This is a genomic window from Streptomyces sp. NPDC059696, from assembly GCF_042733745.1.
GTDB lineage: Bacteria > Actinomycetota > Actinomycetes > Streptomycetales > Streptomycetaceae > Streptomyces.
In genome coordinates this window covers 178,493-194,575 of record NZ_JBHWFG010000007.1, presented here as the reverse complement: position 1 = coordinate 194,575, position 16,083 = coordinate 178,493, and the positions used below count along the sequence as shown (strand labels likewise).

The window sequence follows — 16,083 nt, the reverse complement described above, 5'->3', positions numbered from 1 at the left end:
AGATGGGGCTTCTCGGATGGACAAGGTGGTCGCCACGGCCCTGGAGGCGGTGGCCGACGTGCCGGACGGCGCGTCGCTCGCGGTGGGCGGTTTCGGGCTCAGCGGTGTGCCGAACGTGCTGATCGAGGCGCTGTACGAGCGTGGCGTGACCGGCCTGTCGGTGGTCTCCAACAACTGCGGGGCGATGGAGTCGGGCCTTGCGGTGCTGCTGGCCGCCGGCCGGATCGCCCGGGTCACGGGTTCCTACATCGGCGCCAACAAGGAGTTCGCCCGGCAGTACCTGGCCGGGGAACTGGAGGTGGAGCTGATCCCGCAGGGCACGCTGGCCGAGCGGCTGCGGGCCGGTGGCGCCGGGATCCCCGCCTTCTACACCCCGGCCGGTGTCGGCACCCAGGTCGCCGACGGCGGACTGCCCTGGCGCTACGACGGTCAGGGCGGGGTCGCCCTCGCCTCACCGCCGAAGGAGGTCCGGGAGTTCGACGGCACCGAGTACGTGCTGGAGCGGGGTATCCGCACCGACTTCGCCCTGGTGAGGGCCGCGCGCGGCGACCGGCACGGCAACCTCGTCTTCAACAAGTCCGCCCGGAACTTCAACCCCCTCGCGGCGATGGCCGGGAAGGTCACCATCGCCGAGGTGGAGGAGCTGGTGGAGCCCGGCGGGATCGACCCGGACGCGGTGCACCTGCCCGGCATCTTCGTGCAGCGGGTACTCGCCCTGACCCCCCAGCAGGCGGCGGACAAGAAGATCGAGCAGCGGACGGTGAGGTCCTGATGGCCTGGACACGCGAGGAGATGGCCGCCCGGGCGGCGCGGGAGCTGCGCGACGGTCAGTACGTCAACCTCGGCATCGGCCTGCCCACGCTCATCCCCAACCACCTTCCGCCCGGTGTCGAGGTCGTCCTCGAATCGGAGAACGGCATCCTCGGCACCGGCCCCTACCCCACCGAGGACGCCGTCGACCCGGACCTGATCAACGCCGGGAAGGAGACGGTGACGGTCCTGCCCGGCGCGTCCTTCTTCGACTCGGCGCTGTCCTTCTCCATGATCCGTGGCGGCCACATCGACGTGGCCGTGCTCGGCGCCATGCAGGTGTCCGAGCGGGGCGACCTGGCCAACTGGGCCGTGCCCGGCAAGCTGATCACCGGCATCGGCGGGGCGATGGACCTGGTGCACGGCGCCCGGACGGTCGTCGTCGTCATGACACACACCGCCAAGGACGGCGCGCCGAAGATCCTCACCGACTGCTCCCTGCCGCTGACCGGCAAGGAGTGCGTCAACCGGATCATCACCGACCTCGGCGTCCTCGACGTCACCGACGGCGGGCTCGTCCTGGTGGAGACCGCGCCGGGGGTCACAGCCGGGGAGATCGCCGCCCGGACCGACGCCGCACTGAGCGTGCCGGAGGGTGTGCAGTGAGGGACGTCTACATCGTCGACGCGGTCCGCACGCCGATCGGCCGCTACAACGGCGGACTGGCCTCGGTCCGCCCGGACGATCTGGCCGCGCACGCGATCCGCGAACTGCTCGCCCGCACCCCCGACTTGGAACCGGCCCGCATCGAGGACGTGTACTTCGGCAACGCGAACGGGGCCGGCGAGGAGAACCGCAACGTGGGCCGGATGGCCGCGCTGCTGGCGGGTCTTCCGACGTCCGTTCCCGGCGTGACGGTCAACCGGCTGTGCGCGTCGGGTCTGGAGGCGGTCGTCCAGGCAGCGCGCGCGATCGCGGTCGGGGACGCCTCGATCGCCGTGGCCGGTGGCGTGGAGTCGATGACCCGGGCGCCCTATGTGCTGCCGAAGTCCGACAAGCCCTTCCCGGCCGGGCACACCGAGCTGTACTCCACCACCCTCGGCTGGCGGATGGTCAACCCCCGCATGGAGCCGCAGTGGACGATCCCGCTGGGCGAGTCGGCCGAACTCATCGCCGACCAGCACGGGATCGGCCGCGAGCAGCAGGACGAGTTCGCGCTGGGCAGCCATGAGAAGGCGGCGCGGGCGCGGTCCGAGGGGCTGTTCGACAGTGAGCTGGTGTCCGTGGCGATTCCGCAGCGCAAGGGCGAGCCGGTGGTCGTCGCCGCCGACGAGTGCGTCCGGCCGGATGCCTCCCTGGCGGCGATGGCCGAGCTGAAGCCGGCCTTCCGCAAGGAGGGCGGCACGGTGACGGCGGGCAACGCCTCCCCGCTCAACGACGGTGCGGCCGCGTTGCTGCTCGTGGACGAGGTGGGGCTGAGGGCGACGGGCCGCGAGCCGCTCGCCCGCGTCGGCGCGACGGGTGTCTCGGCGACCGACCCGCAGTACTTCGGGCTGGCGCCCGTGGAGGCGGTGAACCGTGCACTGGCGAAAGCGGGCAGGGGGTTCGGCGACCTGTCCGTACTGGAGCTGAACGAGGCGTTCGCCGCGCAGGTGCTGGGGTGCGTCGCCGAATGGCCCGACTTCGATCCCGCGATCCTCAATCCGCAGGGCGGTGCGATCGCGCTGGGGCATCCGCTGGGCGCGTCGGGGGCGCGGCTCGCCGGCACGGTCGCTCATCAACTGGCCCGGCGCGGCGGTGGTGTGGGGGTGGCCACGCTGTGCATCGGGGTGGGGCAAGGGCTCGCCCTGGTCCTGGAACGCTGAGCGATGCGCACGGCTGCGGGCCGTGCCTGGCCGGTCGCGCGGTTCCCCACACCCCTTCGGGGCACGCCCCCCTGTCCGACAACCGGAAGAACCTTTCAGGGACCCCCATGACTCTCACACAGCACGACATCGATCAGGAGATCGCGGCCGCACGGGCCGCGTACGACAAGCGGCTCGCCGACGGCGGACCCGTCGAGCACCAGCCGCGCCGCGACTACGCGCCGTACCGGTCCTCGGTGCTGCGGCACCCCAAGCAGCCGCCGGTCACCATCGACGTCAGCAAGGACCCCGAGCTGGTGGAGCTGTCCTCCCCCGCCTTCGGGGAACGGGACGTCACCGAGATCGACAACGACCTCACCCGGCAGCACGACGGCGAACCGATCGGCGAGCGCATCACCGTCTCGGGGCGGCTGCTGGACCGCGACGGCCGCCCTGTGCGCGGCCAGCTCGTGGAGATCTGGCAGGCCAACTCGGCGGGCCGCTACGCCCACCGGCGCGAACAGCACGACGCCCCGCTGGATCCCAACTTCACCGGCGTGGGCCGCACCCTCACCGACGACGACGGCCACTACCGCTTCACCACCGTCCAGCCGGGCCCCTACCCCTGGCGCCAGCACGTCAACGCCTGGCGGCCGGCGCACATCCACTTCTCGCTGTTCGGCACGGCGTTCACCCAGCGGCTCGTGACCCAGATGTACTTCCCGGGCGACCCGCTGTTCCCCTACGACCCGATCATCCAGTCCGTGACGGACGACGCGGCGCGGCAGCGGCTGGTCGCGACGTACGACCACAGCCTGTCGGTGCCGGAGTTCTCCCTGGGCTACCACTGGGACATCGTGCTGGACGGCCCGCGGGCCACCTGGATCGAAGAGGGGCGCTGACCTGCCATGACGAGGATCGACACCAGCCGGCCCGACGGCGTGCTGCCCACCCCGTCGCACACCGTCGGCCCGTTCTACGGCCACGCCCTGCCGTTCAGCGGCGGCGAGGACATCGCACCCCTCCGGCACCCGGACACCGTCACCGTGCACGGTCATGTCACCGACGGCGCGGGCGAACCGCTGCCGGACGCCCTGATCGAGCTGTGGGGGCCCGACCCCGACGGCAACCTGCCCACGGCCGACGGCTCGATGCGGCGCGACGCGGCCTCCGGGGGGTTCCTCGGACGCAACGGCGTGGAGTTCACCGGCTGGGGACGCGTCCAGACCGACGCGAACGGCCACTGGTACGCCCGCACCCTGCGGCCCGGTGCGCGGGGCCGCAACGCCCCGTACCTGAGCGTGTGCGTGTTCGCGCGCGGGCTGCTCGTGCACCTGTACACCCGGATCTACCTGCCGGACGACGCGAAGGTGCTCGCGGCCGACCCGCTGCTGTCGGCGCTGGAGGACGCCCGCCGCGACACGCTGATCGCGACGCAGGAGGGCAACGGCACGTACCGTTTCGACATCCGCCTTCAGGGCGAAGGCGAGACGGTCTTCCTGGAGTTCACGTGACGGCGCACCCCGGCGACACCGGCCTGCTCGCCCCCGGCTGGGCCGACTCGGCGGCCGCCTCGGCCACCGGCGACGAGGCGTATCTGCGGGCCCTGCTCGACGCGGAGGCCGCGCTGACCCGCGCCCAGGCCGCGACCGGGCTCGCCCCGGTCGAGGCGGCGACGGTGGTGACCGAGGCCGCCGGTGCCGCCGCCTTCGACCTCCGCTCCCTCGCCGGGCGCGCCCGCGCGGGCGGCAACCCCGTCATCCCCCTGGTCGCGGATCTGACCGAGGCCGTGGGCGAGACATACGGTCCCTACGTCCACCGCGGCGCGACCAGCCAGGACATCATGGACACGGCGACGATGCTGGTCGCCGCGCGCGCCCTGGACGTGGTGCTCGCCGACCTCGGCCGCACCGAGCAGGCACTGGCCCGGCTGGCCGCCGAGCACCGCGACACCGTGATGCCGGGGCGGACCCTCACCCAGCACGCGGTACCGACCACGTTCGGGCTGAAGGCGGCCGGGTGGCGGTCGCTGGTGCTGGACGCGCGGGACCGGGTGCGGGCCGTCCGGGAGTCGCTGCCGGCCCAACTCGGGGGCGCGGCAGGGACGCTGGCGGCCTTCGGGGCGTACGGCGCGAGCGACCCGACGGCACTGCCGGAGGTGTACGCCCGGGAACTCGGCCTGCGGGCACCCGACCTGCCCTGGCACACCCTGCGGACGCCGGTCGCCGACCTCGCCGGGTGTCTGGCCTGCACGGCGGGCGCGCTCGGCAAGCTCGCCGTGGACGTGCTCACCCTGTCGCGTACCGAGATCGCCGAAGTCGCGGAGGGCAGCGGCGGGGGTTCGTCCGCCATGCCGCACAAGTCCAACCCGGTACGGTCCACGCTGATCGCCTCCGCCGCGCGGCGGGCGCCGCAGCTCGCGGCGACCCTGTACGGGGCGATGGCAGCGGAGGACGAACGCCCGGCCGGGGCCTGGCACGCCGAGTGGGAGCCGCTGCGGGATCTGCTGCGGCTGGTCGGCGGGGCCGCCCGGGACGCCGCCGAACTGGTGCGGGGGCTGCGGGTCAGGCCGGAGGTCATGCGGGAACACCTGGACCTGACCCACGGGTTGATCGTCTCCGAGCGGCTCTCCGCCGAGCTCGCCCCGGTCCTGGGCCGTGCCCGCGCCAAGGAACTCCTCACGCGGCTGGCCTCCGCGGGGCAACCGCTGTCCGAGGCACCCGAGTCGGCCGGGGTGGATCTCGACCCGGCTCATTACACGGGCTCTGCCGGAGCCCTCACCGACCGCGCCCTGGAGCGACGTTGACACTCCTGAACCACCATGCCGAAGGGCCCGCCTCCGCGCCCCCGCTGCTGCTCGGCCCCTCGCTCGGCACGTCGTACGCCCTGTGGGACGGTGTGGCGCCCGAACTGTCCCTCACCCATCGCGTGGTGCGCTGGGACCTGCCCGGGCACGGTGGCTCGGCGGCCGGTCTCGTCCGGGCGGGCGCGACGGTCGCTGACCTCGCCGGGCAGGTGCTGACGCTCGCCGACTCGCTGGGCATCGAGCGGTTCGCCTACGCGGGCGTGTCGCTGGGCGGGGCCGTGGGGCTGCATCTCGCGGTGCACCATCCGCGGCGGCTGTCGTCGCTCGCCGTGATCTGTTCGTCGGCGCACTTCAACGGTTCCGGGCCCTGGGAGGAGCGGGCCGCGCTGGTCCGCCGCGAAGGACTCGCCGGGCTGACGGAGAGCGCCGGCGCGCGCTGGTTCGCCGGCGACTTCACCGTGCCCCGCCTGATCCAGGACCACCGGGACGCCGATCCGGAGGCGTACGCCGCCTGTTGTGACGCGCTGGCCGCGTTCGACCTGCGGGAGCGGCTCACGGAGATCACCGTGCCGACCCTGCTGGTCGCCGGCCGGGAGGATCCCGCGACTCCGCCCGCGCACCTGCGGGAGATCGCCGACGCCGTGCCGGGTGCGACGCTGGTGGAGCTGCCGGGCGCTTCCCATCTGGCGCCCGCGCAGTGCCCGGAGGCGGTGCTGACCGCCCTGCGCGCCCACTTCGGCCAGGGCGCGCGGCGGGGCATGGCCGTACGGCGCGCCGTGCTGGGCGACCCGCACGTCGACCGGGCCCAGGCCCGGCAGACGCCGTTCACGGCGCGCTTCCAGGACTTCATCTCGCGCTACGCGTGGGGCGAGATCTGGACCGACCCGACGCTGTCGCGCCGCGAACGCAGCATGATCACCCTCACCGCGCTGGTCGCGCACGGCCACTACGACGAGCTGGCCCTGCACGTGCGCGCGGCCCGCCGCAACGGTCTCACCCCGGAGGAGATCGGGGCGGTGCTGCTGCAGACGGCGGTGTACTGCGGCGTACCGGCGGCGAACTCGGCGTTCGCGACGGCCCAGCGGGTGCTGTCCGAGGACGACGGCACCGCGTGAGAGCCGCGGGGCGGCAGGTCGTGTGCCCCCGCCGGCCGGTTGCTCCGGGTGGGCGTCAGGTCGGGCCCGTACCGGTTCCGAGCGCGGCCCGTGCCCGCTCCGCCAGTCCGTCGGCGCCGCACGAGACCGCCAGGTCGATGCCGCGGTGCAGGTCGGCGGACGAGCGGGCCGCGATGCCGAACTCGATACGGGCGGCGGCGTGTTCGTACTGGCAGGGCGAGGCCTCGAGATAGGTGACCGCCTGGCCGTAGAGCCGGACCGCCCGCTGCCCCGTCTCCAGGTCGGCGGCGCAGCGCAGGGCTTCTCCTATCGCGGTGTCGGTGCCGAAGCGCTCGGCCTGGCGGCGTACGTCGACGGCGAGCCGGGCCGCCCGGGCCGGGTCCTCGGTGCGCAGGGCGCGGGCGAGGTCGGCCGCCCAGGGGACGAGCACGGGGTTGTGGTGGCCGCGGGCCGCCGCCGCCTTCTCGGCGGCCTCCAGTTCGTTGATGCCGTCCTTGGTGCGGCCGACGGCCAGCAGCAGCCTGCCGCGCACGGAGCGCGGGTCGGGCAGCACGATGGTGGACGGGTAGGGCGGTGCGAAGCCGTACCGCTCGGCGACCTCCCAGGCCTGCTGGACGTGACCGCGGGCGAGCAGGGTGTCGACCAGGCTGCAGGTGGCGGACCAGTACAGGGGCAGACCGCGGCCGACACGCTCGGCGAGGCGCAGCGCCTCACGCAGGGACGCCTCCGCCTCATTCAGCCGGCCCCGCCTGCGGTGGCCGATCCCGACGTAGGCGTGGGCGAGGGCGAGGTGGCCGCCGCTCCAGCCGGCCGTCTCGTAGGCGCGCAGCGCTTCGTTGTAGAGGGCCTCGGCGCGGTCGAGGCGGTCGGTGAAGCCGTACGCGTTGGCCAGCATCAGCAGCAGTTCGATGCCCCACTCGGTGTCGGTCCAGCCGAGCCCCGGGGCGAGCCGGCCGTTGACGAGGGCGCGGTCGCACAGTTCGGCGATCTCCTCGGCGTTCTCGCCGTGCATCAGGGCGTCGAAGCCGCGCAGGATGAGCAGGGCGCGTTCGGAGTTGTCCCGGCCGGTGCAGGTGCCGGCGAGTTCGGCGAGGCGCTGGGAGCGGCCGGGTGAGGTGGCCTCGCCCGCGTGGATGCCCTCCCACATGAAGTGCACGGCCTGCAGCCGCATCCGGGCGGGTCCCGGCTGGAGCCGGGCCGCCTCCGCCTCGACCGTGCGGACGGCCTCCTCCAACTGGTTGTTGTGCAGGAGTGCCTGGGAGAGCCGGAAGACGGCGTCCACCCGCTGGTCGCCGTCGAGGCCGCGCATGCCGAGCGCGGTCCGCAGGTGGCCGATGGTGCGGGCGGGCGCGGTGAGGAAGGTGGCCTCGGCGAGTTCGTAGAGGACGTGCGGGTGGGACTCGGGCCGCGGTGGCTCCTTCAGGGCGCGTTCCAGGCAGCGGCGGGCCGCGTCGGGGGCGCCGACGGCGAGGTGCTCGCGGGCTGCCTCGCGCAGTTGCCCGACGAGTTCCTCGTCGTCGTCCGGGTGGACCTCCAGGAGGTGACGGGCGGCGGCCGCGGCGCCGTGCCCCTCGTCGGCGACGATCCGGGCGGCGATGCCGTGCATGGCGGTGCGCAGGGCGTCGGGGATGGAGTTGTAGACGGCGGTCGCGATCAGCGGGTGCACGAACTCCAGGTCGCCCTCGGCGCTGCGGCCGGTCGCCGGGTCGGGCGCGGTGAGGATGCGGGCGGTGCGCAGCAGTTCGGCGCAGCGGCGGGCGTCGTCGGGCCGCAGGGTGGCGAGTTTGGCGACCAGGTCGATGGAGATGCCGGTGCCGAGGATGGCGGCGGCCCAGGCGAACCGGGTGGCGTCGATGCCGAGTTCCTCCAGGCGGGCGACGAGGCCGCCGCCACGCGCGGAGCGGTTCAGGTCGCGCAGTTCGCCGGCCCGGGCCTCGACCGGTTCGAGTTCGCTGTCCTGCACCTTGGCGAGGAGTTCGACGGTCTCGTAGGGGTTGCCGGCGGTGACGGCCCAGACCTCGCGGCAGAAGGCGGCGTCGGCGTGTTCGCCCAGGGTGGCGCGGGTGAGTCCGGCGGTGGCGTCCGGGGTGAGGGCGCTCAGGGTGGTGGCGGGGCCGTCCGCGGCGGCGGCGACCGCGTCGAGGTGGCGGGCGCTCCCGCCGGTGACCTCCTCGGGGCGGCGGGTGACGACGACCAGGACGGACATCTCGTCGAGGCGCTCGGCGAGTCCGGCGAGCCAGTGCAGGGTCTCGTGGTCCGCCCAGTGGGCGTCGTCGATCAGCAGCACCAGCGGCCAGTCCCGGCGGGAGAGCCGCCGCACGGCCGCGACCAGGCCGTCGCACACGCCCTGCGGGTCGGCCTGCCGGTCGCCGGGGTCCGCTATGCCGAGGGCGGGGCCGGCGATGTCGTACCAGTCGCCGAGGTACTCGCGGGCCTCCTCGGGCAGCATCGACACCAGGGCCGGCTGCAGCAACTGCCGTACCACGTTGAAGGGGACCGACCTGAGGGTCTCGCCGCCGCGCGCCGACCAGACCGTGCAGCCGCGTGCCTCGGCGATGCGGCGGGTTTCGGCCAGCAGCGCGGTCTTGCCGAGTCCGGCCTCGCCGCGGAAGAGCAGCAGTGCGCCGGGCGAGGAACGGTCCGTGCACAGGCGGTCGACCGCCCGCTCGACGGCGGCGACCTCCTCGTCGCGCTCCCACAGGGAAGCCGAGGCGGCGGCCGTGGGCCGTACCTCCGTCATCCCGCTACCTCCCCAAGTCGCCCGAACGACGTACAGATGTCGAGCGTAGCCGTCCGATTGCCCGAGTGGAGGGTGGTCGGGGCACCTCTTGCCGTGACGGGTGACATCGGGTACGGCCCGGCGACGCACTTGTCCCGTCACCAGCCGTCTTGAGGTCAACGGCGGGCAAAGTCAGGGGAGGTGACGTTCCCTCAGCGGTGCGGGCGTACGGGTCCGGCGTCCACGGCCGCCCTCTGGCGATCGCCGAGGCGCGGTCCGTCACGCCGAGGGCGTGCGGGCAGGGGACGAGGCTCCGGCGAAGACGCCGTGTCCGCTTCGCGCTCCCGCCTTCCTCCGCCTCGCCGGAGCGGCACATTTCGGCCGCCAGGAGGAGGAAGGGGGCGGGCGGGGCCCGACGCGACCGGTGGTGGAACAGCCGGTTCCGACTCCTCTCATGCCTCTTTCACCGACGCCTCATACGGTGGGGGCATGACGCAGGAGACTCCTCCCGGGTGGTACGCCGATCCCGGACAGACAAGTGACGGGCCCGCCACCGAGCGCTGGTGGGACGGCAAGGCCTGGACGGACCGCATCCGCCCGGCACAGCCGCCCGCGACCTGGGGTCCCCCGACAGGCCCGGCGTCCACGGGCACCGCACCCACGGGCCTCGCACCCACCGGCCGGCCCTCCACCGACCAGCCCCCCGGCGGCACGTCGCCCGCCAAGGCCGTACCCGAGGAGCCGGGGGCCGGGGCGCCGGGGGCCGGGGAGCAGGGGGCCGGAGAGCCGGCCGGCGCAGGATCGCCGGAGGCGGGGAAACCGACCGGCGCCGAGCCCCCGGCGGAGCACCGGGCCGCCGGGCAGCCGGGCAACGCTGGACTGCCGGGCAGCACCGGACTGCCGGGCAACGCCGGGCAGCCGGGCAGCACCGGACTGCCGGCGGGTGCGCAGCAGCCCGGTGGTGGCGGGTACCCGGGCGGCGGCTGGGGGCCGGGGAGCAGCGGGTACCCGGGGTCCGTTCCGCAGCCGGGAATCGGTGGGCACCCCGGCGGCGCCCATCCGGCAGCCGGCGGACATCCCGCCGCCCATCCCGTCTACCCCGCCTATCCCGCCGCCCCTCCGGGCGGGCAGGGGCGGCGGTTGCGCATAGGGGCCGCCGTCGCCGCGGCGGTCGTCGTCCTCACCTGCATCGGTGTGGGCGTGTACGCGCTGGCGGACGACGGCGGCAAGGGCGATTCGCCCACTTCGCAGGCGCCCGGCGGGCCCGGTGCGCCCGGGGGTCCGGGCGGGCCGGGGGGCTCCGGCGGGTCCGGTGGCGACGGCGGGTCCGGCGGGGACGGCGGGTCCGGCGGGCAGAGTCCGCGGCCCGAGCAGTCGCAGCCGCCGAAGATCAGGAGCGGGTCGGTGACCGACACGGTCAGCGGCATCAGTCTGCCGATACCGAAGGGCTGGTACGGCCAGCAGGCCAACGCCGGTGCGCAGGTGACGTCCGACGACTCCTACAAGTGCCCCGGCGACACCTCCTCGACGTGCACGAAGGGCGGCGCCTACTCGGCCCCGGCCCTCCTCCTCGGCGCCAAGGGCACCACCGCCGAGGAGATCGCGAAGGCGGACATCGCGAAGAACGCCGAGGAGTCCTACGGCGGCAAGTCCTACGGCGGCATCACCTCCCACGACGTCCTCGGCTCCAAGGCCGTGACCGTGGCCGGGCAGCGGGGCTACCTGGTCCGCTGGAAGGCCGTCACGAGCAAGGGCGCCGACGGCATCGTGGAGTCGCTCGCGTTCCCCTCCCCCGCGAACACCAAGCAGATGGTGGTCGTACGGTTCGGTGTCGACGCGGACCAGAAGGAGACCGTGCTCGACGAGATCACCAAGGGCATCAAGGTGTCCACGGGCAGCGGCAACGGCCAGGACGTCTGACGCCTCTGCCCCCCCCGGACGCCGGCCGGCCGGGTGGGGCACCCCCGCCGCTCACAGGGGCACCCCACCCGGCCGGGGGTGCGCGCCGCCCCCGTCCCCACGGGTCGGCGCGGTCGGGTCACCGTCCGGTCATCCCACGGACGGCGGCCCGGGTCTCAGGTCAGGCCCAGGGCCGGCAAGACGGCGGCCTCCACGAAGCGGACCAGGTAGTCGGGGTCGGCCCACTCGCCCTCCAGGACGGGCCGCACCCGCAGGACCCCGAGCAGCTGGGCCGGGATGTACTCCAGTGCCGGATGGTCGGCGGGCACCTCTCCGCGTTCGACCCCGCGCCGGATGATCTCCCTCAGCGCGGCGATCTCCGGCTCGATCAGCGTCTCGCGCAGCGCACGCTGCAACTCCGGGTCCTGGCCCGCGGCATGGGCCAGCGCCTGGAGCAGCTTGGTGTCCCGGCCGGACAGCTCGCCGGCCGCCCGGGCCGCCTCGCGCAGGTCGTCGGCGAGCGAGCCGGTGTCGATGCAGCGCGTCCGCCGGTGGGAGCGCAGCGCCGCCGCCACCAGCTGGGGCTTGGTCTTCCACTGGCGGTAGAGCGTGGACTTGCTGCACCGGGTGCTCGCGGCGACGCCTTCCATGGTGACGGAGTCGTAGCCGCACTCCCCCAGTTGTTCCAGCACGGCGTCGTAGAACTCCTGCTCACGCTCCGGCGTGATCTTGGAGCGGCGCGTGGCACCGACCGGCTCGGGCCGGTCCGCAGCCTGCGACGTCATGGCGGTGCTCCTGGCTTGGGTCGGCGGCCGGAAATTCCCGGCCGGAGGTGTGTCGTACGTCTATCGATACACCAGTGTACCGGTACGCAGCCGTATCGGTACACTGGCGTATCGGTACGCTCTCGTACCGATAAGAGCACCACCGTCACCGAAGGGGCCGGGGGATGAATGCCCGCACCGAGCCTGCGCCGGCGGGGTCCGACGCGCTAGCGCGACCGCCGCTCGTCCGGGAGCTCCTGCTCGTCGCAGGGCTCTTCCTCGTCTACAAGTTCGGCCGGCAACTGGCCACGGGCCACACCGGTGAGGCCCTGCGCAACGCACACCGTGTGTGGGACTTCGAACGGACGGTCCGACTGCCCGGCGAGGGGGCGGTGCAGTCCCTGCTCCTGCACGGCGACGGCCTGGTGCACGTCGCGAACACCTACTACGCGGCCGTCCACTTCCCCGCCACCGTCGCCTTCCTGGTCTGGCTCTATCTGCGGCGGCCGGTCCACTACGTCTGGGCGCGCCGCGTGCTGGCCGCCGTCACGGCCGCCGCGCTGGTGCTGCACCTGCTGTTCCCGCTCGCCCCGCCGCGCATGCTCGCCGCGGCCGGCCTGATCGACACGGCGCGGGTGTACGGGCCGTCGGTGTACGGCGACCCCGCGACGGACTCGCTGTCCAACCAGTTCGCGGCGATGCCGTCGCTGCACTTCGGATGGGCCCTGATGGTCGCGGTCGGCCTGATCGTCGCGACCCGCTCGCGGTGGCGGTGGCTCTGGCTCGCGCACCCCCTGCTGACCCTGCTGGTGATCGTCGGCACCGCCAACCACTACTGGCTCGACGCGCTCGTGGCGGCGGCCCTGCTCGCTCTCGCGCTCGCCTTCATTCACCTGCCGCACCGCACGGCGAGCACGGCCGGGCGTGCGCAGGGCGGCCTCGTACCGGCGCAGCGGGACGAGCAGGCACTCGCGGGGGCCGGCCGATGAGCGCCCTCGTGACCGCCGTCGCCCTGTCCCTGGTCTCCGCCGTCGCCTACGCCGCCGCCGCGGTCGCCCAGGAGCGGCTGGCGTCCCGTTCCCGGGGCGCGGGCACGCTGCGGATGCTCGCGGCCGGCGCCTGGTGGTGGTCGGTCGGACTGAACGCGGCGGCCGCCCTCCTGCACGTCGTCGCCCTCCGGTACGGCCCGTTGACCGTGGTCCAGCCGCTCGGCGCGCTCACCCTGGTCGCGGCGGTGCCGATGGGGGCGCGGCTGGCGGGCCGGCGGGTCAGCGCGGTCGAGTGGCGGGGCACCGCTCTGACGCTGCTGGGCCTGGGCGCGATCCTGGTGACGGCGTCCGGTCCGGTGCCGGACGACGTGCTGAGCGTTCCCGAGGCGCTGGCGGTGGCGGGTGCCACGGCGGCGCTCATCGGGATGCTGTCCCGGCCGGGGGCCCGTCCCGGGCTGCGGCACGCGTCGGCGTCCGGTCTCGCCTCCGGGGTCGCCTCGGCCCTCACGCAGACGGTGACGGTGGCCGCGACGGACCGGTCCGGGCCGGTGCTGAGCGTCCAGGTGCTCGGTGTGGCCCTGCTCGTGGCGGCGTTCGCGGCCGGCGGGCTGCTGCTGTCGCAGACCGCGTACCGGGGCGGGCTGGGCGGCCCCCTCGCCATGGTGACCCTGTCGAACCCGATGGCCGCCGCGGTGATCGGCCTGGCGCTGCTGGGTGAACGCCTCCAGGGCGGTCCGGCGGGCCTGCTGCTCGCGGTCGCCGGGGCAGGCCTGGCGTCCCGGGGCGTGGTGCTGCTCACCAGGGCGGCCCCCACGGCCCCCACTGCCTCCCCGGCGGACCACGACCGGGTGCTGAACGAGGACGGTCCGGTGAGCGAGAGCCGTCCGGTGGGTGAGGGCCGTCCGGTGAGCGAGAGCCCTCCCGTGCACGAGGACCGTCCCGTGCACGAGGACCGTCCCGTGCACGAGGACCATCCGGTGGCCGCCGTCCTGGCGCTGGAGCCCGGCTCGGCCACCGCCGAACCGGTGCTGGTGCCCCGGCCGCACGATCCGGGGCACCTCACTCCCGCTACGCGGTGATGATCGCCGGGTCGCTCACGCCCGGCTGCCCGTTCTCGACGTGTCCCGCGAACCGCCGCAGGAACGCCTTGTCGCCCTCGGCGGTGACGGTCAGGTCGTACCAACGGCGGGTGGCGGCAAGGTCCACGGTCCGGTGCAGCCTGGCGCCGGGGCGGACGGTGAGGGTCGAGGGACGGCCGCCGTACCCGCTCACGAGCTTCAGGCGGGCCGTGCCGGAGCCCTTGTTGGTGAAGGTCAGCTCGATGTCGTCGCCGGTGTGGCGGGCCGTGACCTCGCAGCCGGCCGCCCTGTTCGAGCCCTTGAAGACGCGCACGAAGCCGTTCGGGCCGTGCACGGTCAGATCGTAGGAGCCACCGGAGTACGCCGAGTTCCAGGTGTCGGAGAGCGTCTTGCCGGCCTGGGTGGTGTACGTCCAGGGGCCGTCGGTGCGGTTGCCGGACGTGACGTGGAAGGCGCCGCCGGCCTTCGCTCCGGAGGCGAAGGCGAGGGTGAGCTTCCCGGCCGCCGCGTCGACCGAGGCGTCCACGTGCGGGGCGTACTTCAGCGGCCGGGTGCGGCGCGCACCGCGTTCCTGCCGGGGCATGCGCGGGTCGGCCGGCGGGACGGGCTTGTAGTCGGGGTGGCGCTCGCGGTCCTGCGGCTCGTACGCGTCCGTGCCGGGCAGCGGGGCCGGGCGCGCGTCCTTGCGGGAGAAGTCGAACGCGGACGTCAGGTCACCGCAGATCGCCCGGCGCCACGGCGAGATGTTGGTCTCGCGCACGCCGAAGCGGCGCTCCATGAACCGCAGGATCGAGGTGTGGTCGAGCGTCTCGGAGCAGACGTAACCGCCCTTGCTCCACGGCGAGACGACCAGCATCGGCACCCGGGGGCCGAGGCCGTAGGGACCGGCGGTGTTCTTGGCGTTCCCCGGGAAGAGGTCGAGGGAGACGTCGACGGTCGACAGGCCGCGGGAGGCGTCCTTCGGGGGCAGCGGCGGCACGACGTGGTCGAAGAAGCCGTCGTTCTCGTCGTAGGTGATGAACAGGGCCGTCTTGGACCAGACCTCCGGGTTGGAGGTGAGGGCATCCAGGACCTGGGCGATGTACCAGGCGCCGTAGTTCGACGGCCAGTTGGAGTGCTCGGAGAAGGCCTCGGGGGCGGCGATCCAGGAGATCTGCGGCAGCTTGCCGGCCTTCACATCCGCCTTGAGCGCGTCGAAGTAGCCGTCGCCGGCCTTGGCGTTCGTGCCGGTGCGGGCCTTGTCGTACCAGGGGTCGCCGGGCTTGGCGTCGCGGTACTTGTTGAAGTACAGCAGCGAGTTGTCGCCGTAGTTGCCGCGGTAGGCGTCCTGGATCCAGCCCCAGGAGCCCTGGGCGTCGAGACCGTCGCCGATGTCCTGGTAGATCTTCCAGGAGATGCCGGCCTGCTCCAGGCGCTCGGGGTAGGTCGTCCAGCCGTAGCCGAGTTCGTCGTTGCCGAGGACCGGGCCGCCGCCGGTGCCGTCGTTGCCGGTGTAGCCGGACCACATGTAGTAGCGGTTGGGGTCGGTGGAGCCGATGAACGAGCAGTGGTAGGCGTCGCAGACGGTGAAGGAGTCGGCGAGGGCGTAGTGGAAGGGGATGTCCTCGCGGGTCAGGTACGCCATGGTGGTGGTGCCCTTGGCGGGCACCCAGCGGTCGTACTTGCCGCCGTCGTAGGCCTGGTGGCCGTCGGGCCAGGAGTGCGGCAGGCCTTCCAGGAACTGCATGCCGAGGTCGTCGGCGTCCGGGTGGAACGGCAGGATCTCCTTGCCGTCCTTCTCCTGGTGCCAGACCGGTTTGCCGTTGTCGAGGGTGACCGGGCGGGGGTCGCCGAAGCCGCGGACGCCTCCGAGGGTGCCGAAGTAGTGGTCGAAGGAACGGTTCTCCTGCATCAGGACGACGATGTGCTCGACGTCCTCGATCGACCCGGTGCGGTGGTTCGCCGGCAGGGCGGCGGCGCGCTGGATGCTGGCGGACAGGGCGCTGAAGGCCGTGGTGGCACCCGCGAGTTGGAGAAAGCGGCGCCGGTTGACTTCGGACATGAAGGACAGACCTCTCATCCTGAGGTGCGGGATGGCCGGAACGTGACGGAATCTGCGCGGAAGGAGTGTTTCAGGGA

Annotated in this window: 13 protein-coding genes; 10 read left to right on the top strand and 3 right to left on the bottom strand. The window is 73.7% G+C overall.

Going from position 1 to position 16,083, the window contains the following annotated elements; all coding sequences use genetic code 11:
* Positions 1 to 16: 16 nt before the first annotated feature.
* The 7 genes from ACFV20_RS10285 to pcaD all read left to right on the top strand — a co-directional run bounded on the left by ACFV20_RS10285 (position 17) and on the right by pcaD (position 6,515).
* A complete protein-coding gene (locus ACFV20_RS10285; RefSeq protein WP_385654719.1) occupies positions 17 to 772 on the top strand; it encodes a CoA transferase subunit A in 756 nt (251 codons plus the stop codon).
* Positions 772 to 1,416: a CoA transferase subunit B gene (locus tag ACFV20_RS10280; RefSeq protein ID WP_385654717.1), complete on the top strand. Its 645-nt coding sequence runs from the start codon at positions 772 to 774 to the stop codon at positions 1,414 to 1,416. The genes ACFV20_RS10285 and ACFV20_RS10280 overlap by 1 nt, the downstream gene beginning before the upstream one ends.
* Entirely contained in the window at positions 1,413 to 2,615 is a 1,203-nt protein-coding gene (locus tag ACFV20_RS10275; protein WP_385654714.1) for a thiolase family protein, read from the top strand. Before ACFV20_RS10280 ends, ACFV20_RS10275 begins: the two co-directional genes overlap by 4 nt.
* Positions 2,616 to 2,722: 107 nt before the next feature.
* Positions 2,723 to 3,496 carry a protocatechuate 3,4-dioxygenase subunit beta gene (gene pcaH, locus ACFV20_RS10270; RefSeq protein WP_385654712.1) on the top strand — a complete coding sequence of 258 codons (774 nt, stop codon included), beginning with the start codon at positions 2,723 to 2,725 and terminating at the stop codon, positions 3,494 to 3,496.
* Between the two features lie 6 nt (positions 3,497 to 3,502).
* Positions 3,503 to 4,108, top strand: coding sequence for a protocatechuate 3,4-dioxygenase subunit alpha (gene pcaG / locus ACFV20_RS10265; protein ID WP_385654709.1), 606 nt, complete (start codon positions 3,503 to 3,505; stop codon positions 4,106 to 4,108).
* Entirely contained in the window at positions 4,105 to 5,400 is a 1,296-nt protein-coding gene (gene pcaB, locus ACFV20_RS10260) for a 3-carboxy-cis,cis-muconate cycloisomerase (RefSeq protein WP_385654706.1), read from the top strand. The genes pcaG and pcaB overlap by 4 nt, the downstream gene beginning before the upstream one ends.
* Complete coding sequence (pcaD, locus tag ACFV20_RS10255) at positions 5,397 to 6,515, top strand: 3-oxoadipate enol-lactonase (RefSeq protein ID WP_385654704.1); 1,119 nt, start codon at positions 5,397 to 5,399, stop codon at positions 6,513 to 6,515. Before pcaB ends, pcaD begins: the two co-directional genes overlap by 4 nt.
* Positions 6,516 to 6,570: 55 nt before the next feature.
* On the opposite strand, the gene ACFV20_RS10250 is transcribed toward pcaD, so the two are convergent.
* Positions 6,571 to 9,255, bottom strand: a complete 2,685-nt coding sequence (locus tag ACFV20_RS10250) for an ATP-binding protein (RefSeq protein WP_385654703.1) — start codon at positions 9,253 to 9,255, stop codon at positions 6,571 to 6,573.
* A gap of 468 nt (positions 9,256 to 9,723) precedes the next feature.
* On the opposite strand from ACFV20_RS10250, the gene ACFV20_RS10245 reads away from it, so the two are divergent.
* Positions 9,724 to 11,154 carry a DUF2510 domain-containing protein gene (locus ACFV20_RS10245; protein WP_385654700.1) on the top strand — a complete coding sequence of 477 codons (1,431 nt, stop codon included), beginning with the start codon at positions 9,724 to 9,726 and terminating at the stop codon, positions 11,152 to 11,154.
* A 155-nt stretch (positions 11,155 to 11,309) separates the two neighbouring features.
* Here the strand turns inward: ACFV20_RS10245 and ACFV20_RS10240 are convergent, their stop codons facing one another.
* Positions 11,310 to 11,918, bottom strand: coding sequence for a TetR/AcrR family transcriptional regulator (locus ACFV20_RS10240; RefSeq protein ID WP_385654697.1), 609 nt, complete (start codon positions 11,916 to 11,918; stop codon positions 11,310 to 11,312).
* Positions 11,919 to 12,082: 164 nt separating this feature from the next.
* Between ACFV20_RS10240 and ACFV20_RS10235 the strand changes: the two genes are divergently transcribed.
* Together ACFV20_RS10235 and ACFV20_RS10230 are read left to right on the top strand one after the other, a co-directional pair.
* Complete coding sequence (locus ACFV20_RS10235) at positions 12,083 to 12,886, top strand: phosphatase PAP2 family protein (RefSeq protein ID WP_385654694.1); 804 nt, start codon at positions 12,083 to 12,085, stop codon at positions 12,884 to 12,886.
* Positions 12,883 to 13,965, top strand: a complete 1,083-nt coding sequence (locus ACFV20_RS10230) for a hypothetical protein (protein WP_385654693.1) — start codon at positions 12,883 to 12,885, stop codon at positions 13,963 to 13,965. Before ACFV20_RS10235 ends, ACFV20_RS10230 begins: the two co-directional genes overlap by 4 nt.
* Here the strand turns inward: ACFV20_RS10230 and ACFV20_RS10225 are convergent.
* A complete protein-coding gene (locus ACFV20_RS10225) occupies positions 13,955 to 16,006 on the bottom strand; it encodes a phosphocholine-specific phospholipase C (protein WP_385654691.1) in 2,052 nt (683 codons plus the stop codon). The two genes, ACFV20_RS10230 and ACFV20_RS10225, sit on opposite strands and share 11 nt — an antisense overlap.
* Between the last annotated feature and the right edge of the window lie 77 nt (positions 16,007 to 16,083).

Coding starts and splice junctions, on each gene's coding strand:
- ACFV20_RS10235 (WP_385654694.1), top strand. CDS start 12,083: ATGAATGCCCGCACCGAGCCTGCGCCGGCGGGGTCCGACGCGCTAGCG.
- pcaG (WP_385654709.1), top strand. CDS start 3,503: ATGACGAGGATCGACACCAGCCGGCCCGACGGCGTGCTGCCCACCCCG.
- pcaH (WP_385654712.1), top strand. CDS start 2,723: ATGACTCTCACACAGCACGACATCGATCAGGAGATCGCGGCCGCACGG.
- ACFV20_RS10285 (WP_385654719.1), top strand. CDS start 17: ATGGACAAGGTGGTCGCCACGGCCCTGGAGGCGGTGGCCGACGTGCCG.
- ACFV20_RS10250 (WP_385654703.1), bottom strand. CDS start 9,255: ATGACGGAGGTACGGCCCACGGCCGCCGCCTCGGCTTCCCTGTGGGAG.
- ACFV20_RS10280 (WP_385654717.1), top strand. CDS start 772: ATGGCCTGGACACGCGAGGAGATGGCCGCCCGGGCGGCGCGGGAGCTG.
- ACFV20_RS10225 (WP_385654691.1), bottom strand. CDS start 16,006: ATGTCCGAAGTCAACCGGCGCCGCTTTCTCCAACTCGCGGGTGCCACC.
- ACFV20_RS10230 (WP_385654693.1), top strand. CDS start 12,883: ATGAGCGCCCTCGTGACCGCCGTCGCCCTGTCCCTGGTCTCCGCCGTC.
- ACFV20_RS10245 (WP_385654700.1), top strand. CDS start 9,724: ATGACGCAGGAGACTCCTCCCGGGTGGTACGCCGATCCCGGACAGACA.
- ACFV20_RS10240 (WP_385654697.1), bottom strand. CDS start 11,918: ATGACGTCGCAGGCTGCGGACCGGCCCGAGCCGGTCGGTGCCACGCGC.